Annotated in this window: 21 protein-coding genes and 2 tRNA genes (1 of these 23 only partly in view); 7 read left to right on the forward strand and 16 right to left on the reverse strand. The window is 73.4% G+C overall.

The window, feature by feature from the left end:
- The 6 genes from O7628_RS05465 to O7628_RS05490 all read right to left on the reverse strand — a co-directional run.
- A protein-coding gene (locus O7628_RS05465; RefSeq protein ID WP_278128810.1) for a carbon-nitrogen hydrolase family protein crosses the window boundary here: on the reverse strand, positions 1-626 show its 5' portion. Its footprint begins 172 nt before the window's first position; the window shows 626 of its 798 coding nt (coding positions 1-626); it begins with the start codon at positions 624-626; the stop codon falls past the left edge of the window.
- Positions 627-714: 88 nt separating this feature from the next.
- Entirely contained in the window at positions 715-2010 is a 1296-nt protein-coding gene (clpX, locus tag O7628_RS05470; protein WP_043966350.1) for an ATP-dependent Clp protease ATP-binding subunit ClpX, read from the reverse strand.
- 209 nt (positions 2011-2219) lie between these two features.
- A complete protein-coding gene (locus tag O7628_RS05475) occupies positions 2220-2882 on the reverse strand; it encodes an ATP-dependent Clp protease proteolytic subunit (protein ID WP_074477690.1) in 663 nt (220 codons plus the stop codon).
- Between the two features lie 14 nt (positions 2883-2896).
- Entirely contained in the window at positions 2897-3538 is a 642-nt protein-coding gene (locus O7628_RS05480) for an ATP-dependent Clp protease proteolytic subunit (protein ID WP_074477688.1), read from the reverse strand.
- 171 nt (positions 3539-3709) lie between these two features.
- Positions 3710-5062: a trigger factor gene (gene tig / locus O7628_RS05485; protein ID WP_278128814.1), complete on the reverse strand. Its 1353-nt coding sequence runs from the start codon at positions 5060-5062 to the stop codon at positions 3710-3712.
- A 144-nt stretch (positions 5063-5206) separates the two neighbouring features.
- A tRNA-Pro gene (locus O7628_RS05490) sits at positions 5207-5280 on the reverse strand.
- A 254-nt stretch (positions 5281-5534) separates the two neighbouring features.
- Here O7628_RS05490 and O7628_RS05495 point away from each other — a divergent pair.
- Positions 5535-5608, forward strand: a tRNA-Gly gene (locus O7628_RS05495).
- A 693-nt stretch (positions 5609-6301) separates the two neighbouring features.
- On the opposite strand, the gene O7628_RS05500 is transcribed toward O7628_RS05495, so the two are convergent.
- Positions 6302-8818, reverse strand: a complete 2517-nt coding sequence (locus O7628_RS05500) for a CHAT domain-containing protein (protein WP_278128816.1) — start codon at positions 8816-8818, stop codon at positions 6302-6304.
- A gap of 49 nt (positions 8819-8867) precedes the next feature.
- On the opposite strand from O7628_RS05500, the gene O7628_RS05505 reads away from it, so the two are divergent.
- Entirely contained in the window at positions 8868-10508 is a 1641-nt protein-coding gene (locus O7628_RS05505; protein WP_278128818.1) for a glycosyltransferase family 4 protein, read from the forward strand.
- Positions 10509-10551: 43 nt separating this feature from the next.
- Here the strand turns inward: O7628_RS05505 and O7628_RS05510 are convergent, their stop codons facing one another.
- From O7628_RS05510 to O7628_RS05535, 6 genes are all read right to left on the reverse strand, one after another.
- Positions 10552-11373: a helix-turn-helix transcriptional regulator gene (locus O7628_RS05510; RefSeq protein ID WP_278128820.1), complete on the reverse strand. Its 822-nt coding sequence runs from the start codon at positions 11371-11373 to the stop codon at positions 10552-10554.
- Positions 11374-11476: 103 nt separating this feature from the next.
- Positions 11477-11830, reverse strand: coding sequence for a hypothetical protein (locus O7628_RS05515; RefSeq protein WP_278128822.1), 354 nt, complete (start codon positions 11828-11830; stop codon positions 11477-11479).
- Between the two features lie 66 nt (positions 11831-11896).
- Positions 11897-12118 carry a hypothetical protein gene (locus O7628_RS05520; RefSeq protein ID WP_278128823.1) on the reverse strand — a complete coding sequence of 74 codons (222 nt, stop codon included), beginning with the start codon at positions 12116-12118 and terminating at the stop codon, positions 11897-11899.
- A 46-nt stretch (positions 12119-12164) separates the two neighbouring features.
- A complete protein-coding gene (locus O7628_RS05525) occupies positions 12165-13604 on the reverse strand; it encodes an RICIN domain-containing protein (RefSeq protein WP_278128824.1) in 1440 nt (479 codons plus the stop codon).
- Between the two features lie 272 nt (positions 13605-13876).
- On the reverse strand, positions 13877-14626 hold the full coding sequence (locus O7628_RS05530) for a cellulose binding domain-containing protein (protein WP_278128826.1): 750 nt from the start codon (positions 14624-14626) through the stop codon (positions 13877-13879).
- Between the two features lie 246 nt (positions 14627-14872).
- Positions 14873-15343, reverse strand: coding sequence for a MarR family winged helix-turn-helix transcriptional regulator (locus O7628_RS05535; RefSeq protein ID WP_278128828.1), 471 nt, complete (start codon positions 15341-15343; stop codon positions 14873-14875).
- A 110-nt stretch (positions 15344-15453) separates the two neighbouring features.
- Between O7628_RS05535 and O7628_RS05540 the strand changes: the two genes are divergently transcribed.
- The 3 genes from O7628_RS05540 to O7628_RS05550 all read left to right on the forward strand — a co-directional run bounded on the left by O7628_RS05540 (position 15454) and on the right by O7628_RS05550 (position 19242).
- Positions 15454-16017, forward strand: a complete 564-nt coding sequence (locus tag O7628_RS05540; protein WP_278128830.1) for a YceI family protein — start codon at positions 15454-15456, stop codon at positions 16015-16017.
- Positions 16018-16060: 43 nt separating this feature from the next.
- Positions 16061-16423 (forward strand): pirin family protein, encoded by a 363-nt coding sequence (locus tag O7628_RS05545; RefSeq protein ID WP_278128831.1) that lies wholly within the window; start codon positions 16061-16063, stop codon positions 16421-16423.
- An 89-nt stretch (positions 16424-16512) separates the two neighbouring features.
- Positions 16513-19242 carry an Hsp70 family protein gene (locus tag O7628_RS05550; protein ID WP_278128832.1) on the forward strand — a complete coding sequence of 910 codons (2730 nt, stop codon included), beginning with the start codon at positions 16513-16515 and terminating at the stop codon, positions 19240-19242.
- 142 nt (positions 19243-19384) lie between these two features.
- Here O7628_RS05550 and O7628_RS05555 read toward each other — a convergent pair whose 3' ends face one another.
- A complete protein-coding gene (locus tag O7628_RS05555; RefSeq protein WP_278128833.1) occupies positions 19385-21265 on the reverse strand; it encodes a propionyl-CoA synthetase in 1881 nt (626 codons plus the stop codon).
- A gap of 282 nt (positions 21266-21547) precedes the next feature.
- Positions 21548-22102 (reverse strand): hypothetical protein, encoded by a 555-nt coding sequence (locus O7628_RS05560; RefSeq protein ID WP_074477624.1) that lies wholly within the window; start codon positions 22100-22102, stop codon positions 21548-21550.
- A 109-nt stretch (positions 22103-22211) separates the two neighbouring features.
- Here O7628_RS05560 and O7628_RS05565 point away from each other — a divergent pair, with 109 nt between their 5' ends.
- Positions 22212-23444, forward strand: coding sequence for a GNAT family N-acetyltransferase (locus O7628_RS05565; RefSeq protein ID WP_278128835.1), 1233 nt, complete (start codon positions 22212-22214; stop codon positions 23442-23444).
- 137 nt (positions 23445-23581) lie between these two features.
- Positions 23582-23905 carry a hypothetical protein gene (locus O7628_RS05570; protein WP_278128836.1) on the forward strand — a complete coding sequence of 108 codons (324 nt, stop codon included), beginning with the start codon at positions 23582-23584 and terminating at the stop codon, positions 23903-23905.
- A gap of 33 nt (positions 23906-23938) precedes the next feature.
- Here O7628_RS05570 and O7628_RS05575 read toward each other — a convergent pair whose 3' ends face one another.
- Complete coding sequence (locus O7628_RS05575; RefSeq protein WP_074477619.1) at positions 23939-24406, reverse strand: ribose-5-phosphate isomerase; 468 nt, start codon at positions 24404-24406, stop codon at positions 23939-23941.
- Positions 24407-24415 lie beyond the last annotated feature (9 nt).

The raw sequence follows: 24415 nt of genomic DNA on the forward strand, positions 1-24415 counted from the left end.
CCGGTCTGCCCGGCGGCGGCCACGAAACACTGGTTCTCGATGGCCCGCGCCCGCAGCAGGACCTCCCAGTGGTCACGCCCGGTGTGCACCATGAACGCGGCCGGCACCACCAACAGCGTGGCACCCTCGTCCGCGGCCAGGTGCCGGTACAGCTCCGGGAACCGGAGGTCATAGCAGATCGACAGGCCGACCCTGACCCCCTCGACGTCGACCACCACCGGCTTCTCCCCCGGGGCCACCGTCGCCGACTCCAGGTATGACACCCGGCCGGGGATCTCCACGTCGTACAGGTGGATCTTGCGGTAGGTCCCCGCGAGCGCGCCTGTGCGGTCGAAGAGCAACGACGTGTTCCAGGTGTGGTCCCGGTCCGGGCCCGCCTCGTGGAACGACCCGGCGTGCACCCAGATGCCGAGCCGGCGGGCGACGTCGGCGAAGAACCGGCCCACGGTGCCGTCGACGGGCTCGGGCGCCGGCATCCCGGCTGCCGTGCCGAGATAGTCGACATACTCCGGGAGGACCGCCAGGTCCGCGCCGGCCGCTGCGGCGCGGACCAACAACGCCTCTGCGGCCGCGAGGTTGGCGGCCCGGTCGTCGCGGGAGTTCAGCTGGCAGACGGCGACACGCATGACCCTCAGCGTACGGCTGGTGGGGCCCCCGCGACAGCCTCCACCGCCGGCGGAGGGGTCGTGGACCCCTCCCCACCGGGCGAAGGGGTCAGGCGGACTTCTCCTCGCGGTCCCGGCGGGCCCGGCGGCCGGTGAACTCGCGCGGCACGATCGTCGGGTTGACGTTCTCCAGGACCACCTCGCGGGTGATCAGGACCCGGGCGGCGTCGGGGTTGCTCGGCACCTCGTACATCACGGAGAGCAGGACCTCCTCCATGATGGCACGCAGGCCCCGGGCGCCCGTGCCGCGCAGCATCGCCTGGTCGGCGATGGCCTCCAGGGCCGGGGGCTCGAACTCCAACTCCACGCCGTCGAGCTCGAAGAGGCGCTGGTATTGCTTCACGAGGGCGTTGCGCGGCTCGGTGAGGATCCGCACGAGGGCGGACCGGTCGAGGCTACGGACGTTGGTGATCACCGGAAGCCGGCCGATGAACTCGGGGATCAGGCCGAACTTCAGCATGTCCTCTGGCATGACCTGGCTGAAGATGTCGTCGGTCGACCGCTCGGAGACCGAGCGGAGCCGCGCGCCGAAGCCCGTCCCGCCGTGGCCCGTGCGGGCCTCGATGATCTGGTCGAGGCCGGCGAAGGCGCCACCGCAGATGAACAGCACGTTGGTGGTGTCGATCTGGATGAACTCCTGGTGCGGGTGCTTGCGCCCGCCCTGCGGCGGCACGTTGGCCACCGTGCCTTCGAGCATCTTCAGCAGCGCCTGCTGGACGCCCTCGCCGGAGACGTCCCGGGTGATCGACGGATTCTCCGACTTGCGGGCGATCTTGTCGACCTCGTCGATGTAGATGATGCCGGTCTCGGCCCGCTTGATGTCGTAGTCCGCGGCCTGGATCAGCTTGAGGAGGATGTTCTCCACGTCCTCGCCCACGTAGCCCGCCTCGGTGAGGGCGGTGGCGTCCGCGATCGCGAAGGGGACGTTCAGCATCCGGGCGAGGGTCTGCGCGAGGTGGGTCTTGCCGCACCCGGTCGGCCCGAGCAGCAGGATGTTGGACTTGGCCAGCTCGACGGCGTCGCTGCCGGAACCCGGCGCTCCGGCCGCCTCGGCCTGGATCCGCTTGTAGTGGTTGTAGACGGCGACCGCGAGGGCCTTCTTGGCCTGGTCCTGGCCGACCACGTAGTTGTCGAGGAACTGGCAGATCTCCATCGGCTTGGGAAGCTCTTCCCACTTCACCTCGCCGGACTCGGCCAGCTCCTCCTCGATGATCTCGTTACAGAGATCGATGCACTCGTCGCAGATATAGACCCCGGGCCCCGCGATGAGCTTTTTAACCTGCTTCTGCGACTTGCCGCAGAAGGAGCATTTGAGTAGGTCGCCGCCGTCACCGATCCGTGCCACCTACGTTCTCCCTGCACTCATCGGCCGGTGCACCGGCCATGACCTGCGGACGCTGCGCTCCGTCCGTCTCCGTTCGCTCGCCGGACCGTCCCGACGCAGCGGTACGGGCCCGACGTTACCCGCTGGCGGGGGTTTCTCCGACCCCCAAATCGGGCGTGTCAGAGGTCGGCCGGCGACACGCCCGGCCGACCTCCGACCCCATGCTCGTCTCAGCTGGCCGCGTTGGCGGCGAGCAGCCCCTTCTTGCGGCTGGTGAGGATCGTGTCGACCAGCCCGTACTCGCGGGACTCCTCGGCCGTCATGATCTTGTCCCGGTCGATGTCCTTGCGGACCTTCTCCACCGGCTGGTTGCAGTGCCGGGAGAGCATCTCCTCCAGCTGCGTCCGCATCCGCATGATCTCCCGGGCCTGGATCTCGATGTCCGAACCCTGCCCGTAGCCGCCCTCGGTGGCCGGCTGGTGGATGATGATCCGCGAGTTCGGCAGCGCCATCCGCTTGCCCGGCGTGCCGGCGGCGAGCAGCACCGCGGCCGCGCTGGCGGCCTGCCCCAGGCAGACGGTGGAGATGTCCGGCCGGACGTACTGCATCGTGTCGTAGATCGCCGTCATCGCGGTGAACGAACCACCCGGCGAGTTGATGTACATGATGATGTCGCGGTCGGGGTCGGTGCCCTCGAGCGTCAGCAACTGCGCCATCACGTCGTTGGCGGACGCGTCGTCCACCTGGACGCCGAGGAAGATGATCCGGTCTTCGAAGAGCTTGTTGTACGGGTTGGACTCCTTCACCCCGTACGACGTGCGCTCGACGAAGGACGGCAGGACGTAGCGGTTGTGCACGGCCGCGAACTGGGGCGGCAGGCTCAGGTCGGTCATCGTCAGCTCCTCGGTCAGCTCAGGGTCCCGGCGCCTTCCGGAACCTGCGCGGCTCCGGTGATCACCTTGTCGATGAAGCCGTAGTCCATGGCCTCCTGGGCGGTGAACCAGCGGTCGCGGTCCGAGTCCGCCTCGATCTGGGCCTGGGTCTGGCCGGTGTGGAAGGCCACCCGCTCCTGGAACATCCGCTTCGTGTAGAGCATCTGCTCCGCCTGGATGGCGATGTCCGACGCGGTGCCGCCCATGCCGCCGGACGGCTGGTGCATCATGATCCGCGCGTGGGGCAGGGCGTAGCGCTTGCCCTTGGTGCCCGCGCAGAGCAGCAGCTGCCCCATGGAGGCGGCCATGCCCATCGCCACCGTGGAGACGTCGTTGTCGATGTACTGCATCGTGTCGTAGATCGCCATGCCCGAGTAGACCGAGCCCCCGGGCGAGTTGATCCAGAGGAAGATGTCCCGGTCCGGGTCCTCCGCCGCGAGCAGCAGCAGCTGCGCGCAGATGCGGTTGGCCACCTGGTCGTTCACCTCGCTGCCGAGGAAGATGATGCGTTCCCTGAGCAACCGGTTGTAGACCGAGTCGTCGAGGTTGCCAATGTTCTCGCCACCGCGGGCATCGATCGCCCGGAGCGGCTTCGCTGGGATGTGCATGTCGGTCATGGCAGCCCTTCGCTCTCCGTACCGTCCTACCCGACACTAACCGCTCGCCCGGGCGGCAGAGTCCCGGTCGGGGCGCTTTTCGCTCTCAGCGCAGCCCCTCCGGGACGTACCCGGAAAAGGGCTCGGGCCGCCGCCCACCGCAACCGGTGGACGGCGGCCGCACCCGAGATGTCAGTGCTCGTGGTCGTGGTCGTGGGCCTCTTCGCTCTCGGCGCGGATGGCGTCGAGGCTCACCTCGTTGCCCGCCGTGTCCTTGATCTTGATGCGCTCCATCACCGAGGCCAGCGCCTTGCCGCGCCGCACGTCGCCGAAGACGGCCGCCGCGCTGCCCGAGCGGACCAGCTGGTCGTAGTACTGCTGCGGGGGCATCCCGGCGCGCTGCGCGCGGTGGACGATCTCGTGGCCGAACTCGTCGTCGGAGACCTGGATCTCCTCGGCGTCCGCCAGGGTGTCCAGCAGCAGCTGGATCTTGACGCCGTCGGTCGCCGCCTCGTTGAGCTCGGCGTCGATCTGCTCCTCGGTCTTCTCCTCGGCCGCGAGGTATTCCTCCAGGGACGCGCCGATCCGCTCCAGCTGGTCGATCATGGCCTGCTTGCGGCCCTCGACCTCCTCGCGGACGACACCCTCCGGCGCCGGCACCCCGGCGGCCTCGACGAGCTGCTCCAGGGCCTTGTCCCGGGCGGCGTAGATCTGCTCGACCCGCTTGCCCCGGGTGACCCGCTCACGCACGTCGGCGCGCAGCTCGTCGATGGTGTCGAACTCGCTCGCCATCTGGGCGAAGTCGTCGTCCAGCTCCGGCAGCTCCTTCTCCTTGACCGTGCGCACGGTCACCGCCACCTCGGCGTCCCGGCCGGCGAAGTCGCCGCCGACGAGCTGGGTGGTGAAGGTGGTGCTCTCGCCGGCGGCGAGGCCGACGAGGGCCTCGTCCAGCCCCGGCAGGAGCTGCTTGCTGCCGACCTCGTGGGAGATGTTGGTCGCCGAGCCGCCCGGCACGTCCTCGCCGTCGACCGTGGCGTTCAGGTCGATCTGCACGTAGTCGCCCTCGACGGCGGCCCGCTCGACGGTCTTCAGGGTGGCGAACCGCTCGCGCAGGTTCTTCACCTGCTCCTCGATCTCGCTGTCGTCGATCTGGAGCTCGTCGACGGTGACCTCGATCGAGTCGAGCTCCGGCAGGGTGATCTCGGGCCGGACGTCCACCTCGGCGGTGAAGTTGAGGGAGTCGCCGTCGTTGAACTCGGTGATCTCGACCTCGGGGCGACCGAGGGTCTTCAGGTCGTGCTCGCGGACCGCGGCGAGGATGTTCTGCGGGATGGCCTCCTGCACCGCCTCGTTGAGGACGGTGCCCCGGCCCACCCGCTGGTCGATCACGGCGGCCGGCACCTTGCCCCGCCGGAAGCCGGGCACCTGCACCTGCGAACCGATCTCCCGGTACGCCTTCTTGAGGCTCGGCTCGAGCTCGACGAACGGCACCTCGATGGCGAGCCGCACGCGCGTCGGGCTCAGAGTCTCGACGGTGCTCTTCACAGGCGTACTCCTTGACGGATCTCAGTTGAGTCTGGGCGTGATTCAGCCCATCGAGTGTAGGCGAGCCTGAACGGCCCCTCGGCAGCGCCCGGGACACCAGGCGGGAACCGGCGGCTCCCGGGGCGCCCCGGCCGCGGACGACAGTCGGGGTGGCGGGATTTGAACCCACGGCCCCTCGCTCCCAAAGCGAGTGCGCTACCAAGCTGCGCCACACCCCGTGGCGACGAGAAGTGTATGCCGTCGAGGCGCGGCAGGGGTGCCGGGGCCGGACACGCCGCGTTGGCGCGCTGCGCGGGCCGGCGCCGGGCAGGACGCGGGCCGTCGCCGACATGTCGGCGACATGGCGGTTTCCAGGGGTGCGGATACCGCCACTTCCCCGGCATGAAGTGGATCATGGGTGCGCGCGGACAGGATGCGCGCCGAACCCGGGCACCGGGTAGGCTGTCGGCGCGCCCCGTGCACCGGGGCGCACGCGGGCGTAGCTCAATGGCAGAGCTTCAGTCTTCCAAACTGACGGTGCGGGTTCGATTCCCGTCGCCCGCTCCACACCCCCCGGCCGGCAGGGCTGCTTTACGCTCCGGCCCGAGGCACCCGTGACAGCCCTCCCGCTCGGACCAGCTCCGGCGTGCGAGGTCCACGGGCTCCATCCGGGCCTGGTCGAGATCCGCACGCGCCGCCATCCTGAGCTGCCAGATCGCCTCGGCGTACCCGTGGTAGGTCTGGTGGTACTCCCGGGAGGAGAGGGTCGCGCCGGACCGGACGGCGTTGCGCACGGCGATCAGCCTCTGGTAGGCGAGCTCTCCGGCCTTGACGAGTTCCACCGTGCCGGCCACGAGCAGTCGTTCCCGTGCGGCGAAGACGTCTGCCTCGTGGACCACGCGGTTGGCGCGACGGAAGCGGCGCGGTGGATCGTCGTCGTCCTGGGCGATCTCCCGTAGCCCGCTGTGGGCCGAGTCGAGCGCGACAGCAAAGTCGAGACAGTAGCCGAGGCGCTCTGCCTCCCGGCTGCGCCGACGCTCCTGGCGGCTGTGCTGCGCCTCCACGGTCACCGCGCCGGCGAGGGCGATGACAGCTCCGCAGACCGCGCCGATGACGGAAATCCATTCCACGTCTTCAGTTTCCACCGACGGTGACGAACCCGCTACGCCCTCCTGTCTCCAGCCCCGTCGACAGCAAGGAGACGACAGGAGGAAACAGGGGACGGGAAACCGCCACGCCCGGCCGGGGGATGCGCACGGGTCACGACCCGGTGCCGACGACACAGAGACCGGCCCAGTCGAACGGGCCCAGATCGGGGTTCTCTGCACGGATCTCCCGCTGCGCGGCGCGCAGCGCCGCCACCACCGGCGTCCCCCGCCCGACCTGCTGGACGAAGCGTGCGCCGACGTGCGCCGACGCGACGCCGCCGATCCAGCCGGTACCGGCCACCACGGTGTCGGCACCGCCGATCAGCGCGCCGACGGCCAGGCTCAGCGGGTCGTGCCCGTACCGGCTCGACGCCGTGCCGCTCCAGCAGCCGTTCAGCACCACCAGTCGGGGCAGCCGGCGCAGGGCGAGGGCGTCCATCGTGACGCTGTCGGGGCCGAACAGCGCCGTGGCACCGGGCTGGTCGCCGTGGCCCGACAGGTAGAGCAGGGCGGGGCGGAGCCCGTCGTCGATTGCCGGCAGCGCGGCGAGCTCCCGGTGGCCGCCCGGCCAGGTGGCCAGGGCGGACCGCTCCACCTGGTGGCTCGGCAGGCCGGGGTCGAGCAGGCTCGCTGCCGGGTCGGTCGCCGGCACGCGAGGTCCGCCGGTCGTCGCGGACCGGGCCAGGAGGAGTTCCATGGTGCGCAGGCTCGGTGCGAGGACGACCTCGGCCACGTCGCAGAGGTACGTTCGGTCGCGCGTCAGGGCCGCGTGCGGCAGGTGCCACAGCCGCGGATCCGGAACGATCATCACCGACCGGGGACGTTCCGGGGAGCCCGCCCAGACGGCCGGATCGGGCAGGAGGAACGCGCCGAGTTCGTCCCAGATGTCGCGGGCCACGCCTCGTCCCGGTGGGACCCCGGTGGTCATGCTGTCGAGCAGAGCCGCCAGGCGGGCGGAGGCGGTACGTAGCGTCGCCCGCCACGCCCCGTGGCGGGGCCGGGTCAGCACCGACGACCACCAGCCGTCCGACCTCGGCCCGAGGGTGATGACCACCACGACGTCGGCCATCGCGTCGAGGGCGGCCGGGGTGGGCAGGTGGCCGGGCAGTGGCGGCAGCGGTATCGGACCGGTCGGTCGCCCCGAGCGAATCGACGCGGCGGCGAGCCGGGCCACCGCGAAGACCTCGTCGACCGCCGCACGGTCGGTGGGCGGCGCGGCGATCGGGGAACGCGCGACGGCCTCCGCCGACCCGGCCGTCAGCAGGTGGTTCAACAGGTCGGCGCGTCCGGTCTCGGCGATCCGCGCGGTGGCCTCCGGCTCGCCGAGTTCGGTGTGTGTCAGCAGCGCAGCCGCGTACACCTCCTCCCGCGCGGCGTGCGTCGACCACCGCTCGTCCGGGTCGGGCAGCGAGTCGCGTTGCAGGTCGGCGGCGAGGAGAGCGGCCCGACCGGCGGCGTGCCGCAGCGCCGGCGGCAGTAGCTGCGTGGGTGGAGCCCGGTGCAGGTCGTACAGCGCGAGCATGGTCCGGTTGAGGTCCCGCCGTTGCGGTCGGGCGGCCAGGCCCAGGACGGCCGCCAGGTGTCCGGCGATGGTCGCCGGGTCGCCGTGGGAGGTGATGAGGTTGCGGGCCATGTGCCGGTGCCAACGCAGCGCCTCCAGCGTCTCGGCCCCCTCGTAGTAGGGCTGCGCCTCGCGCAGGGTGGCCGCGACGGCGGCCGGGTCGCCGAGGCTCTGCAGGACCTCGGCCCGTTCCAGCAGGATCTGACCGAGCCGGTAGGTGTCACCGTGGGCGCGGAACCGGGTTGCCAGGTCGTCGGTGAGCCGCAGCGCCTCGCCGAGCCGGCGCAGTTCACGCAGCGCCGCCACCTCGCGCAGCCGGGCGGTGAGGAGGTTCTCCTCGCTCACGCCGGCGAACGCCGCAGCGGCCCGCCGGTATGCGTCCAGCGCTGCTTCGGGTCGCCCGAGCGCGATCTCCAACCCCCCTTCCCGGTGCGCGATCAGTCCTCGGGTGAACGGGTCGAGGTCGCGGGTATCGGCGAACTCGCGAACCTCGTGCAGGACGTTCCGCGCGACCTCCAGCTCGCCCCGATGCCGGTGCAGCGTCGCCTTCTGCATCAGGACCCGGACGTGCTGCCGGGGAATGCGGGGCTCGTCGGCGTGCCGGCGGCACACCGCGATGCCCTCGTCGCAGTAGGACAGCCCCACGTCGTACCGGCTCGCCACCTCCCGCAGCGCCGCCATCTCCCGCCAGGCGTACGCGTGGAGCCACGCCGTGCCGGCGGGCAACGACTCCCGCAACAGGACGTGGTTCCACAGCTCCGCTGCGGTGAATGCCCCGCTGAGTCGGTGCCACTGGGCGGCGAACGCGACCGCCTCGTGGCAGCGCGAGCGGTCGTCCGCGCGTAGGGCGGTCCGGCTCTCCGCGAGCAGCAGCCGGATCGCCAGCCCTGGACGCCGCTGCCGCCAGGCCGCCGTCGCCTGTTCCTGGTACAGCTCGGCCAGTTGCCGCCACTGCCCTGCGGCGTGCAGTCGTCCGGCGGCGGGCTGCTGGTCGTGGCCGGCTGGCAGCGCGACCGCAGGATCGACAAGGCGGTCGAGAAGCGCCGATCGCCGTGCGGAGTCGAGCATCGCGCCACCGTCCATTCGAGGTCGACTGTGGAATGAGACCATGGGGGCCGTGACACACTCAGTTTCCGGGCGGGCGGTCGTCAAGTTCGTCGAGGAGATCGACGCGGCCGCCCGCGGGGATCTCACCACCCGGCTGGCGGAGGCCGGGCTCGCGCCCCGGGTCGGCTTCGACCTGGGCGAACTCGGTCTCGTTCCGGAACGGCTGCTGCCGGCCGCGGTGATCACCCTCTTCGACGACCTGGCCGCGGTGGGCGCCCACCAACTCGCCCGGGTCACGCAGACGGCGCGGGACTGGCTGGCGGCTGCCGCCGCGCCGGGTTTCGTCGAGGTGGAGATCGACGTCACCGGTCAGACGGTACGGGTCTGGGCCAGCGATCCGGACCGGGCGACCGAGACCGTGGGGAAGTTCCTGTCCGGCGGCCTCGCCGCCGGGCCGCTGACCTGGCACGGCGACCGGTGGGACGTCGCGCCGACGCCGGCGACCGGCCGGCTCGCCGGCCCGCCGCCCCGGGTGCTGGCCCTGGATACCGACTGGTTCTCCGCGAAGGGCGGTCTGAGCACGTTCAACCGGTCGCTCTGCGCGGCGCTCGCCCGAGCAGGCGCGGACGTCGTCTGCGTCGTCCTCGAACCGTCCCCGGAGGAGATCGCACACGCCCGCGAGGTCGGGGTCACCCTGGTGGCGGCACCCGCGGCGACCACCGGCGGGCTGCGGGACGCGCTGGCCCGGCGTCCGCGGCTGGCCGGCGGCTGGGCACCGGACCTGGTGATCGGACACGGCCGGATCACCGGCGGGCACGCCCGGGTCCAGGTCGAGGACCACTTCCCGGCGGCGGCCAGGGCACACATCGTGCACACCTGGTCGGATCAGATCGAATGGCAACGCGGTGACCGGCCGGACAGCGGCGCCATCGCCGAGCGACGCTGGAAGGAGGACATCGAGCTGGCCCGCACCGCGACCCGTGCGTTCGGCGTGGGTCCCCTGCTGCACGATCTCCTCAGCCGCGACCTTTCCGGCTACCCCGACGCCCCCGCTCCGGGGCGGGTCGATCCGGGCTTCGAGCTCGACGACGAGACCCTCCGCGTCCCGCCGCTGTGGCAGCAACGTCAGGTGGTGTTGTCGGGCCGGCTTGACGACTGGTCGGTGAAGGGGCTGGATCTGGCGGCACGGGCGGTGGGAGCGGCTGTGGAGTTGCTCAGTCTCGGCGGCACCGAGCCGGAACTGGTGCTGCGGGGCGTGCCGCCGAACGAGCATGGTCGGGTGCGGGAGCTGGTCCTGCAGTGGGCGGGCCGACGCAGCCTGCAGGTCACCCCCCGGGCCTACTCCACCAGTGCGGACGATCTCCGGGCCGACCTGCGCCGGGCGTGCCTCGCGCTCATGCCCTCCCGCGCCGAGGCATTCGGTCTCGTCGGACGCGAGGCCATCGTCGCCGGCACCCCGTTGCTGGTCAGTGCGAGGAGCGGGCTGGGGAGGCTGCTCCACGAAACGCTGACACCGCAGGACGCGGCGTTGACGGTGCTGCCGGTCGAGGACGACGAGTCGACCGACACCCGCCGCTGGGCCTTCGAGACGGCTCGCATCCTGCGGGACCCGGCAGGTGCCTTCGCCCTCGCCGAGCGGGTCCGGCGGACTATGGCGGCGCGGGTCACCAGCGCGAAGGCCGCGGCCTCCGTCCTGGATACGCTCGCCTGACTGCCACCGTCGGCCGAGCGGCCGTCGAGAGCATCGAGCCCGGTCACGCGGAGGGTCGGTAGCGCTCGCCACAGTCGCGGCACCGTTCACGATCGGACCAGTCCGCCCGGCCGAGCTCTTCCGGGGTCAACGGCGACTGTCCCAGGTCGGCCCGCAAGGCCATCCGGAAGGCCCAGAGCCCCTCGGCGAAGGGGTGGTAGACCCGGTGGTAGTCGGCATCGTCGAGGCGCGCGCCGGCCCGGATCGCGTCACGGATCGCGATGAGCCGCAGGAACGCGACTTCGGCCGCGGCCACCAGGGGTGCCGCACCCAGCACCAGCAGGCGTTCGCGGATCGCGTACACCCGGGCGTTGTGAAGCGTCTCGTTGGCCGCGTCGTGGCGTGCCGACGGTGGCAGGTCGGCGCGGGCCACCGCGCGCAGGGCGTTGTGGGCCTCGTCGAGCGCGAGCATGAACGCCACGGCGGTCGCCGAGGGGATCGGCAGCTCGCCCCGGGTCAGTGGTGCGTCGGGCCGGTGGTCGGTGGTGGGCTCGTCGGGGCGGGGCTGTCGCTGCCATCCCGTCGACGTGTCCCACGTCCGGTCAGCGGATGCGGCCCCCCGGGACGGCCGCGCATCGCGCGCCTGCGCCAGTCTGGCCAGCACACCGCCTGTCCCCAACGCCTCGTCACAGCGCTGGGCCAGCTGGACATTGCCCGGCGCTCGACCCGTCTCCACCTTGCTCAGATAGCCCCGGCTGTAGTTGACCTTCCGGGCCAGCCCGGACAGGGACAGCCCGGCGTGCTCCCGGAACCGGCGGAGGCACTCCCCCAGCCGCTCCGGACTGTTGGTCAGTGACTCGCATCCGTCGTCACGCACCGCGGTCATCGCGCAGCGTCGCCTTCGCAAGACACGTCGTAACTGTATCAATGTGAGCCCCTGTTCGACGGTGGTCCAGCGACTGGCGGGAGCCGCCGGACCACCGCCAGGGTCAGCAAGCGGGGGTCGATACCTGGTTCGCGATCAGCGACGAGTGGACGTAGCCGCTCGTCGGGCTGTTGACCCGGAACCAGCGGTTGGACGCGTAGTTGGAGTTCGGCGGGTAGACCCACTGGGAATCGACCCAGCAGACCATCGTGACGCCCGTACCGTTGCCGTAGTAGCCGTTGGACGAGCAACCGGTGTTGGCGCAGCTGCGGATGTTGGCGCCGCCGGAGTTGGAGCTGATGTACGGTCCCGCCGCCGCCGCGGGCATGCTCGTCACCGCCACGAGGGCGCCGGCGGCGCCGACGATCGCGGCGACCCGTGCGAGACGGCGGCGAACCGCCAGGTTGCTCTTCGACATCCTGGATTCTCCTCGTGTTGTGAGGGCTGGCAGGGAGGCCAGCTCGCTGCCATCAGAATCGATCGATCAGACCCCGTTCCGGAACGGGTTTCCTGTCGCATCAGGCCAGGAGGAGACGGTGCAACACGCCGGGATCCAGCCCCGGCGGCATGACCCGTGCACGGCCAGTACGCGGCTGCCACCCGCGAGCAGCGCGCGCAGCAGGTCGGGGGACAGCACCGAGGACTTGACGACGAGGCTCACCCCGGAGGCGGCGGGCAGCCGGGCCGGCCGTTCCCGCACTGACATCCGCCGATGCTGACAGACCAGGGCGTTCCCGGCCATCGGGTCGTCGTCAGGACGCGGTACGCGACCACTGCTGGTTGGTGCCGCCGTTGCAGGCGTACTGCTGGATGTCGGCGCTGTCGCCGGTGCCGGCGTTGACCACGTCGAGGCACTTGCCGCTGTGCCGGGCCCGGAGCTGGAAGTAGTCGCCGATCGCGACCCACTGCCACTGCTGGTTGGCGCCGCTGCCGCAGGTGTACTGGATGATGTTGGCCCCGTCGGCGGTGGAGGCGTTGGCGACGTCGAGGCACTTGCCGCTGTTGACGTTGACGACGCGGACGTAGCCGCCGCCGGCGTCCTGGAACTCCCACTTCTGGTTTCCGCCGCCGTTCCAGGTGTACTGCCTGATCTCGGCGTTGTTGGCCGTGGAGTAGCCCACCACGTCCATCACCTTGCCGCTGTGCCGGGCGGTGACGCGGTAGTAGGCGGGCGAGTTGCCGGTGACCGTCCCGGTGGCCGTGTCGATGGTGACGGACGGGTACCAGGTCAGGCTCATGCTGGTGCTGGACGGGAAGGCGATCGGCAGCCAGACGTACTGCGAGTCGCCGACGGGGCCGCCCCACGCTCCCGCCCAGCGGTCGCCCAGGTAGAGGTAGCTGGTGGTGGAGGTGCCCTGGATGGGCAGCACGTAGGCCGGCTGGGAGCTGAAGGTGTTGCTGTTGCCCACGTCGGTCCAGCCGCTCCACGGCCCGGAGATGCTCGGCGCGGTGGCGTACTTCGCCTGGTTGGGGCTCCAGCCCGTCGCTCCGGAGGTCAGCAGGAAGTACGTGCCGCCCCGCTTGAACATGGCGGGCGCCTCGCGGGTCGCGCCGGCCCAGAAGTTGCCCACCAGGCTGGCGACGTTGAGGTAGTCCGAGGTGAGCCGGTAGATGTGCAGGTCGCGGTTCTCGTTGGCGGCCGAGATCATGTACGCGGTGCCGTTGTCGTTGTAGAGCGTGATGTCCCGGGACATGTGCTGGCCGAGCGGCCGGAAGCTGCCGTGGTAGGTGTAGTTGCCGTCCACGGTGGCCGACGAGGCCACGGCGGCCCGCGCCTCGTTGTAGTCGGACCCGTTCTCCTTGTGCATCCACATCACGTACCGGCCGGTGCCGGCGTTGTAGATGACCTTCGGTCGCTCGATGTTGGCGCGCTGCAACTCGCCGGCCGACGACTGGGTCAGCACGTTGTTGCGGAACTCCCAGGTGCGCAGGTCGGTGGAGCGGTAGACGGAGACCGCCCGGAAGGTGTTGTCGGGGTTGCGGTTCTCGCCGAACCAGTAGTAATAGTCGCCGACCTTGAGGACACCGCCGCCGTGGGCGTGCACCACCGCGCCGCTGGTATCGGTGAACTGCGTGCCGTTGGTGACGGTCACCGGTGCCGCCTGGGCACCCGTGCCCGGCCCGAGCGTCGTCGCCAGAGTCACGATGAGCGCCACCCCGAGAGACAGGAGGCGCCGTCCGTTGCTTCTCATCCGATCGTCCCTTCTGGGCCGGGACGACCATTAACCCATCGATAGTCACCCATGCGCAACAGCCTGGTAACCGGACTGTGGGACGCGGGTCGCCGGACGGACCGCCCGGCGGCCGGGGCGGCGCGGGCGAGGTCGTGCCCGATCCCGGACAGAGTGGGCTCCCGCTCGGGACGATGCCACTGTTTCCCGGATCGAGCACGACCCCCACCCCCGGCCCCCGCCCCCGGCGACCTCGCGCCCCGGCGAGGCCGGCGCAGCCGACCGGCCGGCGACTACCGGCTACAGGTCAGTGCGGGGACGCCGGCCGCTCCGCTGGACCACACCATCATCCCGAACGTCGTCCAGCCACCGGGCGCCAGCGTCCCGTTGTACGACGCGTTGCCGACGACGACGTCGCTGCCGGTGGTCTCCACCACGCCGTTCCAGGCCGCCGAGATGCGCTCGTCGCCGGGCCACCGCCAGCTCACGCGCCAGCCCTGGACCGGTGCGCTGCCGGTGGCGCGCACGGTGACCGTGGCGACGAAGCCGCCGGTCCACCGGTTGTCGACGGTGGCGGTCGCGGTGCACACCGACTGGTCGGTGGTGCGGGCCGGCCCGCCGATGACGTACGGGTCCCTCTTGCCGTCGGGCTCGCTGAACCGGAACCAGTAGTCGGTGTTCGGGGTCAGCCCGCCGACGGTCACCGTCCCGTTGCGCTCGGGCCCGGTGAGGGCCTGGGCGGCGGGGTTGCGCCACTGCTCCGCGTCGGAGCGGCTGGTGAAGAGGTGCACCTGCATCGGCGGGTCGTAGCCGCAGGGCGGGGTGAGCAGCATCCCGTAGGTGATGGTCAGGCTCGTCGCGGTGGTCGCCGTCACCTGGCCCCAGATCGGCAGCGCCGGCGGGCACGCCACGGTCGGGGTGGGGATCGGCGGCGCCGGGGTCTGCATCGCGGCGGGGGGCGCGGCGGCGGCACCGGCCGCGCCGGCCCAGGTGGCCAGGGTCAGGGTCGCGGCGGCGAGCACCACGCCGGGCATCCGGAACATCCGTACCTCCTTGGATCGCGGGGACGCGCCGACCGGCAGGCGGGCAGCGGTCGGCAGCGGTCGCCGGGAGGGCGGCCCGGCACCGGATGGCCCTGCCACCCCGCGCACCTTCCCAGGCTGGTTCGGGGCTTCGCGCCGGCTCCCGGGCGCGCGACCCAGCGACAGCCTTCCATTCGATGAACGTCGATGCAATAAGCCGTTCCGGTCGGCCACGGACAGCCGTCAGGGCAGCCTCCGGCGCGGCCGTCAGGGCAGCCGGGGCTCGGCGTCGAGGCCGTCGACGACGCGGGTGGCGATCCGCTCCAGGGCGCGTACCTCGTCGGGGTCCAGCCGGTCGAAGACGAGCCGCCGGACGGTGTCGACGTGGGCGGGCGCGGCGGCCTCGATGGCCGCGCGGCCGGCGGCGGTGAGCACCACGAACGCGCCCCGGGCGTCCTGGGGGCACTCCTCGCGGTCGACCAACCCTCGCCGCTGCATGCGGCCCAGGTGGTGCGACAGGCGGCTCTGCTCCCACTGGAGGTCTCGTTGCAGCGCGAACGGGCGCAGCCGCCCGTCGGGGGCCTCGGCGAGCTGGGCCAGCACGCCGTAGTCGGCGAGGGAGAGGCCGGCGTCGGCCTGCAACTGCCGCCCCAGCCGCGCGGCCACCTCGGCCTGCATGCGCAGGTACGCCCGCCAGGCGCGCTGCTGGTCGTCGTCGAGCCATCGGGTGCCGGCCATGGGCCCAGCGTACCAGTGATGCATGACACGTCATGGACGGAATGAATGATGCGTCATGCAGGTTGAGGCCAACGTACATGACACATCATGAGATTCCGGAGGAGATCGAGATGAGCACCGCCACCCGCACCGACCTCGCCCAGCTGACCGGCACCTACACCATCGACCCGAGCCACACCCGCATCGGCTTCGTCGCCCGGCACGCGATGGTGACCAAGGTGCGCGGCGCGTTCAACGAGTTCGAGGGCTCCGTCGCCTTCGACGCGGCCGACCCCGCCCGCACCGACGTGCGGGTGACCATCCAGGCCACGAGCATCGACACCCGCAACGCCCAGCGCGACGCGCACCTGCGCAGCAACGACTTCCTGGCGATGGAGACCTACCCGGAGATCACCTTCGTCTCCACGGCGTTCCGGCAGACCGGCGAGGACACCTTCGACCTCACCGGCGACCTGACCGTCAAGGGCGTCACCAACTCCGTGACGATCCCCTTCACCTACGAGGGCGCGGCCAACGACCCGTTCGGCAACCTGCGCCTCGGCTTCGAGGGCGCGGTGACGATCAACCGCAAGGACTACGGCGTGACCTGGAACGCGGCGCTGGAGACCGGCGGCGTCCTCGTCAGCGAGAAGATCACCCTGGAGTTCGAGGTCTCCGCGATCAAGAACGCCTGATCCCGCTCCCCCTCCCCACCAGCGGCCTTCGAGAGGAGCTCCCATGAGCGCCACGCCGACCCCCCGGGTGGACGTCCGCCGGGCCGACGACCGGTACAAGACGGATATCGCCTGGCTCGACTCCAAGCACTCGTTCTCGTTCGGCAACCACTGGTCGGCCGACAACACCCACCACGGGCTGCTGCTGGTGAACAACGACGACGTCGTCCGGGCGGGCACCGGCTTCGAGACGCACCCGCACCGGGACATCCTGTTCGTGCCCCGGGGCGCGGTGACCCTCGAAGGGTCCGGCGCGCTCGGCACCGCCGACGCGGTCCGCTTCACCGCCACCGGCGGGCAGCGGGTCACCGCCACCGAGCCGGCCGAGATCCTGGTCTGGGAGATGCACGCCACCGTCGCCGGCTGAGCCCGTCCGGCGGTGGCGAGGGACCGCTGTCCGGCCCTGCGTACGATGCGGGGCCGGACAGCGGCTCGTCCCGGCGGAGGTGACGGCAGATGGCAGGCCAGCACGAGGGGTTCGCCCTCGGCGTCGACCTCGGCACGTCCAACACCGTGGCCGTGCTGCGCTGGCCGGACGGGCGGACCCGGCCGCTGCTGGTCGACGGGCAGCCGGTCGTCCCCTCCGGGGTGTACGCCGACGCCGACGGCCGGCTGCACGTCGGCCGGGACGCCCGGCGGCTGGCACAGGCCGACCCGGGGCGCTACGAGCCGAACCCGAAGCGCCGCATCGACGCCCCGACCGTGCCGCTGGGCGACCGCGGGTACGCCCCCGCCGACCTGCTCGCCGCGGTCCTGCACGCGGTGGGGCAGGCGGCCGTCGCCGCAGTCGGCTTCCTCCCCCCGGCGGTGCTCACCTGCCCGGCGTCCTGGGACGACGCCCGCCGCCAGGTCCTCGCCGACGCGCTGCTGCGGGCCGGCTGGCCGCAGGCCGCCGAGCACACGCTGTCCGGTCCCACCCCGCCCGGCACCCGGCTGCTGCGCGAGCCCGTCGCCGCCGCCCGCTACTACGCCCAGGTGCTGCGCCAGCCGGTGCCCGTCGGCGGCTCGATCGCCGTGTTCGACCTCGGCGGCGGCACCCTCGACGTGGCGGTGCTGCGCAACGAGGGCGCCGACCCGTGGGGCGACTCGGGCTTCACCGTGACCGCCACCGGGGGCGTGCCCGACCTGGGCGGGCTGGACCTGGACGCGGCCCTGGTGGCCCGGCTGGGCGAGCGGGTGTCCGCGACCGACCCGCAGGTGTGGCAGCGGCTCACCGCGCCGGCCGACGCGCCGCAGTGGCGCGACCGGCACCAGCTGTGGGAGGGCGTCCGCGAGGCGCGGGAGATGCTGTCCCGGGCCACGGTCGCGCCGGTGGTCGTGCCGGGCCTGCCGGCGGTGGTCGAGCTGACCCGCGAGGACGTCGAAGGCGTCGCCGCCCCGCTGCTGGCCCGCGCGGTCGCCGAGACCCGGCGGGTGATCGCCGCCGCCGGCCTCACCCCCGACCGGCTCGCCGGCCTGTTCCTGGTGGGCGGCCCGACCCGGATGCCGCTGGTGGCCCGCATGCTGCACGCCGAGCTGGGCGTCGCGCCGACCGTGCTGGAGCAGCCGGAACTGCCGGTGGCCGAGGGGGCGCTGACGGACCTGCCGGCCCCCCGCCCGGCCCCCGCGCCGCCGGGCGCCCCCGCACCGCCACCGGCCGCCTCCGCTCCACCACCGGCCGTGCCCGCCCCCGCTCCGCCGCCAGGCACCCCCATTCCGCAGCCGACCGTGCCCGCCGGCGCGCCGGTCACCGTCTGGGGCCCGCCCGGCACGCCACCGCCCGGGCCCGCGTCGCCGACCGCGCCCGGGTCGCCCGCCGCCCCCGGGTCGCCGCCGGCCGCCCGCCGGCGGCGCGCGCTGTGGATCACGGTGGCGGCGGTGCTCGCCCTCGCCGGGGTGGGCGTCGGGGCCGCGCTGTGGTTCACCCGGGACCGCTACCCGGGGCTGGAGTTCCAGAACCTGGCCGAGGTCGAGCGCGTCCCGGCCGGCGAGGACCGGCCGACCGAGACCCTCACCGCGCTGCTCGGCGACGCCGGCTACGCGGCGTACCCGCTGCCGGACGACCGGCTGGAGATCGTGGCGGTCGACGCGGGGACCGGCCGCACCCGGTGGCGCAAGCAGACCACGCAGGCTGCGCAGCAGTGGGAGGCGCTCGTCGCCGTGCCCGGGGCGGTCGCGGCCCTCTCCGACCCGATCGGCGTCGACGCGCCCCGCGAGCTGGTGGTGCGCGACGCCGCCTCCGGCGAGCAGCGGTGGAGCCGCAGCATCGGCGACGACGACCGGGTGATCTTCGGGCGGGACGTGGCGGTGCTGGTCGACACCGCCGGGAACCGGCTCGTCGGGCTGCGGATGCGCGACGGGAACCAGGTCTGGGCCCAGGACAACCCGCGCGACTCGTCGGGCAACGCCCGCAGCGCCGTGCTGCCCGTCGAGACCGCCGAGGCGGCCGGCGGGCCGGCGTACCCCGACGGGACGCCCCGCGACCCGTGGCGGGGCCGGGCCGACCGGCTCGTGCAGATCGGCGCGGACCGCTCGGCCCGGCTGCTCGACCTGGCCGAGGGCACGGTGCTGCGCAGCTGGCCCGCCGTCGCCGACCTCGACGACCAGATGGTCGCGCGGGACGACCGGTTGTACGTGGTCGACGACGCCGGGGTCGGCGGGTACCGGCTGCTCGGGTACGACCTGACCCGGGTGGCCGAGCCGACGGTGCTGCACAGCGCCGCCGACGACGGGCGTCGGGTGGCGGCGCTGGTGGCCTGCGGCAAGCACCGGGCGTGCCTGTTGGAGGCCCCGGCCGGCGACGCGGACCGCGCCGAGGTGGTCGCCGTCGCGGAGGGCGAGAGGGCGAAGCGCTGGGCGACGCCGGGGGCCCGGGAGCTGGTGCCGGTGGGCGCGCACCTGATCGTGCGGCGGCAGTTCCCCGAGGCGACGTCCACGCTGTTCGACCCGGCGGGCCGCGCGGTGCTGCGCGACCGGGGCGGGGTGGCCGTGCGGCTGGACGCGGGCAACGTGCTGATCTTCGCCGACCCGCTCAGCGGCGGCGAGGCCGACCGCAGCCTCGCCGGGCTGGCCGTCGACGGCACCGGCCCCGTCGAACTGGGCCTGGCCGAGGACGTGCGCAGCGAGTCCTGCTCGTGGAACACCAGCGTGCTGCTGTGCGGCGCGGCGAAGGACTTCGTGCTGTACCGCTTCGCCCCGACGCCCTGACGACGGCAGCGGTGGATCGCCGCCCGGCCCCGCCCGCCGGTGCGGAGCGGGCGGAGCCGGGCGGCCGTCGATCGGCCGTCAGGCGGGTCGGCCCCCAGGCGGGGCGGCCGTCAGGCAGGGCGGCCCCCAGGCGGGGCGGCCGTCAGTCGGCGCTGGCCAGGTCCCGGAAGACGGTGAGCGTGGCCGGGTCGTCGATGGTGGCCGGGACCGGCTCGTCGCGCCCCTCCACCAGCCCACGCATGGTGCGGCGCAGGATCTTGCCGGAGCGGGTCTTCGGCAGCGCCGGCACGACGGTCACCCGGCGGAACGCGGCGACCGGGCCGATCCGCTGCCGCACCAGGGCCACCAGCTCGGCGGCGAGGGCCTCGGGGTCGACGTCGACGCCGGCCTTCAGCACGACGTACCCGCTGGGCACCTGGCCCTTCAGGGCGTCGGCGACGCCGATCACGGCGCACTCGGCGACCGCCGGGTGCCCGGCCAGCACCTCCTCCATCGCCCCGGTGGAGAGCCGGTGCCCGGCCACGTTGATCACGTCGTCGGTGCGGCCCATCACGTACAGGTAGCCGTCGGCGTCGAACCGGCCGCCGTCGCCGGTCAGGTAGTAGCCGTCGAAGGTGCTCAGGTAGGACCGGACGTACCGCTCGTCGTCGCCCCAGAGGGTCGGCAGGCAGCCCGGCGGCAGCGGCAGCCTGAGCACGATCGAGCCGTCGACGCCCGCCGGCACCTGTTCACCCCGCGAGTCGACCACCCGCACGTCGTAGCCGGGGACCGGCACCGAGGGCGAGCCGGCCTTGATCGGCAGCGGTTCGAGCCCGCGCGGGTTCGCCGCCACCGGCCAGCCCGTCTCCGTCTGCCACCAGTTGTCCACCACCGGCACGCCCAGCCGCGCCCCGGCCCAGGCGAAGGTGTCCGGGTCGAGCCGCTCGCCGGCCAGGAACAGCGTCCGCAGGCTGGTCAGGTCGTACCGGCCGATGCGGGTGCCGTCCGGGTCCTGGCGGCGGATCGCCCGGATCGCCGTCGGCGCGGTGAACAGGGCGGCCACCCGGTGCTGCGAGACGACCCGCCAGAACGCCCCCGCGTCGGGCGTGCCGACGGGCTTGCCCTCGTAGAGCACCGTGGTCGCCCCGGTGAGCAGCGGGCCGTACACGATGTAGGAGTGGCCGACCACCCAGCCGACGTCGGAGGCGGCCCAGAAGACGTCGCCCGGCCCGATGTCGAAGACGTTGGCCATCGACCAGCGCAGCGCCACCGCGTGCCCGCCGTTGTCGCGGACGACGCCCTTGGGCCGGCCCGTCGTGCCGGAGGTGTAGAGCACGTAGAGCGGGTCGGTGGCGGCGACGGGGACGCAGTCGGCGGGCTCCGCGCCGTCGAGGGCGTCGTCCCAGGTGACGTCGCGGCCGGGGGTCAGCGGGGCGGGGTGCTGCGGGCGCTGCACGATCACGCACCGCTGCGGGGCGTGCTCGGCCTCGGCGAGGGCCGCGTCGAGGATCGGGTGGTAGGGCACGATCCGGTCCACCTCGATGCCGCACGAGGTGGCCACGACCACCTTCGGCCGGGCGTCGTCGATGCGGACGGCCAGCTCGTGCGCGGCGAAGCCGCCGAACACCACGGAGTGCACCGCGCCGATCCGGGCGCAGGCCAGCATCGCGACCACCGCCTCCGGGACCATCGCCAGGTAGAGCAGCACCCGGTCGCCCCGGCCGACCCCGAGCCGCCGCAGCGCCCCGGCGAACCGCGCGGTCGCGTCAAGCAGCTCGGCGTACGTGTAGGCGCGGGTGACGCCGGTGACCGGGCTGTCGTGGATCAGCGCCGGCTGGTCGCCCCGCCCCGCCGCCACGTGCCGGTCGAGGGCGTTGTGGCAGGTGTTCAGCTCGCCGTCGGGGAACCAGCGGTACAACGGGGCCCGGGTGTCGTCGAGGATCCGCTGCGGGGGCCGGTGCCAGTCGATCTCCGCCGCCGCGTCCCGCCAGAATCCGGTCGGGTCGGTGATGCTCCGCTCGTACGCTGCTCGATACGCGCCCATCCGGCCATGATCGCCGGGGGCGGCGGGTGGGAACGACGGCCGGCCGGCTCCGCTGCGCCGGACGTACCCCCCGGGTCGCCGAACGGCGCGGCGGCCGGGTGCCGGGCGCGGGCCGGACGGTCAGCCGGTCCGCTCCGCGCAGCCCGGCCCCGCCGGGGCGGATGAAGGCCCGCCGGGCGGGTAAGCGGCGTCGGCCTGGTGAGGAACGGCCCGCGTCGCGCGGGCCGCGACGGCGACGCCCGGGCGGTCCGGCCTTCCGCCGACCGCCCGGGCGCGGCGGGCTCAGTTGCCGGTGACCCAGTTCCAGGCGGAGACCACCCACTCGGTCTGCTGGAGGTAGGCGACCCCCAGGCCGACCAGGAAGACGGCCGTCACCAGGTGGGCGCCGCGCGCGCTGCGCCGGACCCGGCCGAGCTGGCGTTCCAGGACCACCCGGCCGAGCAGCCGGGACAGCCCGAACAGGCCCGCGGCGACCAGCAGGCTCAGCAGGAAGGTGAGCACCGGCGCGCCCAGGTTGCCCCGCCCGGAGATGGCCCAGATGCCCCAGCAGACGAAGGCGAACAGGGCGCCCGCGGCGCTCCACTCGCCGCCGACCCGGAGCTGGTTGAGGTGCCAGCTCAGCGGCCGGCGGGGCGCCGACACGTCGGACCACTGCCCGTCGTGACCGCCGTGGCCCCCGTGCTCGACGGTCGGGAACTGCTCCGTGCGCGGCGGGCGGCGCTGGCCGACGGACGCCACGCCCCGGCGGAAGGCGTCGGGCTGCGGCGGCACCCCGACACCCGGCTGCGGCGGCACCTCGACCGTGCGCTCCGCCCACGGCTGTGTCTGGTCTGCCATCTCGTGTCCTCCCCCTGACCGATGCCGGCGTCGCCGGTCCGTCATCTCCGAGGGTAACCAGCCGGCAAACCCGCTCGCCCGGGCGTGCGCCATGGGATAGACACGGCGGATGACGGATACTGCCCTGCCGATCACCGTCGGCCGCCCCGACGACTTCGACGAGCTGTCCCGCCTGGTCGAGGTCGCGTTCCACACCACCCTCGACGCCGAGACGCGGGACGCGGAGCGGAGCATCTTCGAGCCGGAGCGCAGCCTGGTGGTCCGCGACGGCGCGGACCTCGTCGCGTCCGCCGGGGCGTACACCCGGGAGCTGACCGTGCCCGGGGCGGTCGTGCCGGCCGCCCACGTGACCATGGTCGCGGTGCTGCCCACCCACCGCCGCCGGGGCCTGCTCACCCGGCTCATGCGCCGGCAGCTCCGGGAGGTCCGCGACGCCGGCCGGGAGCCGGTGGCCGTGCTCTGGGCCAGCGAGGGCCGGATCTACCCCCGCTTCGGCTACGGCCTCGCCGCCCAGCAGCTCGTCGTCGAGTGCGCCACCACCGAGCTGCGGCTGCCCGCCCCGACCGCCGCCGAGGGCCGGCTGCGCCTGGACCGCCCGGCCGCGCGGCGGGCCGAGCTGGCCCGGCTGTACGACCGGCAGCGCGCCGACCGCCCCGGCTGGTCCGACCGGGACGAGCGGTGGTGGCGGTACGTGCTCGGCGACCTGCCCGGCCACCGCAACGGCGCGACGGAGCGGCGGGTGCTGCTGCACGAGGCCCCGGACGGCGAGATCGACGGGTACGCGCTGTGGCGCTCCCGGCGCGGCTACGAGACCGCCGGCCCGCGCGGGGTGACCGTCGTCGAGGAGCTGGTGGCCGCGAACCCGGCGGCCCGGGCGGCGCTGTGGCGGCTGCTGCTCTCGCTCGACCTGACCCGCCGGCTGTCCTATCAGGGGCCGGTGGACGACCCGCTGCTGCGGCTGGTGAACGAGCCGCGCCGGCTGGAGCCCCGGGTGGACGACGCGCTGTGGGTGCGGGTGGTGGACGTGCCGGCCGCCCTCGCCGGCCGCCGGTACGCCGCCGCCGTCGACGTGGTGGTCGAGGTGACCGACGAGCTGCTGCCGGAGAACTCGGGGCGCTGGCGGCTGACCGGGGGCCCGGACGGGGCCCGCTGCGTGCCCGCCGACGCCCCGGCCGACCTGGCCTGCGACGTGCGGGCGCTCGGCGAGCTGTATCTGGGCGGGGTGGGGATCACCACGCTCGCCGACGCCGGACGGGTCGCCGAGCTGCGCCCCGGTGCGCTCGCCGCCGCCGGCCCGGCCTTCTCCTGGCGCCGGGCACCGTCGGGGATGGGCGTCTTCTGACGCCCGGGTCGCGTCGGGCCGGACCGTCCGGCCTGGCCGGGGCGGCGGGCCGATCCGGTTGGTCCGGCCGTGGCCGGCGGCCGATCGGCCGGTCCGGCCGGGGGCGCGGGGGCGGCCCCGGGCGGTACGGTCGACGGATGGGTGACGCGGAGCGACGGCGACGCCGGTCGAGGCACCACACCGACGGCGAGGCCCTCGCCGCCACGGCGGGGACGCAGGACGTGGCGGCCGACCCGCCGCGCCGGCGGCCCGCCCCCGGCGGCGACGACCGGGACGGCGGCGACCGGGGCCTGCGCGGCCTGGTCGGCCCCGGCTCCTCGCAGGTGGGGCCCCGGGCGGCGATGCGGGCCCGGGACGCCGCCCGACCGACCGAGGCGGACCTGGCCGAGGCGGAGCAACGGGTGGTCGTCGTCCGGCGCAACTGGGTGCCCCGCGAGGACCTGCCCCGCTCCGGCCGCTGAGCTGCGCGGGGCGGGGCGGGTCCTCGCGCCGGGTCAGGGCAGCTCGGGCAGCTCGCGGCTCTGCTCGTACGCGGCGACCTGCTCGATCCGCCGGGCGTGCCGGGGGTTGCCGGAGAACGACGTGGTGAGGAACGCCTCGACGATGGCGGTCGCCTCGTCCAGGGTGTGCTGGCGGGCGCCGACGGCCACGAGGTTCGCGTCGTTGTGCTCCCGGCCGAGCTGGGCCGTGTCGATGTTCCAGGCCAGCGCCGCCCGGGCGCCGGCGACCTTGTTGGCGGCGATCTGCTCGCCGTTGCCCGAACCGCCGATGACGACCCCGAGACTGCCCGGGTCGGCGACCACCCGGGTGCCCGTGTGCAGGCAGAACGCCGGGTAGTCGTCGTCCGGGTCGAAGACGTGCGGCCCGACGTCGACCACCTCGTACCCCTGCTTGGCGAGGTGGCTGGCCAGGTGCACCTTCAGCTCGAAACCGGCATGGTCGGATCCCAGATAGACGCGCATACCGCGCAG

The organism is Micromonospora sp. WMMD956 (assembly GCF_029626125.1).
Taxonomy (GTDB): Bacteria; Actinomycetota; Actinomycetes; order Mycobacteriales; family Micromonosporaceae; genus Micromonospora; species Micromonospora carbonacea.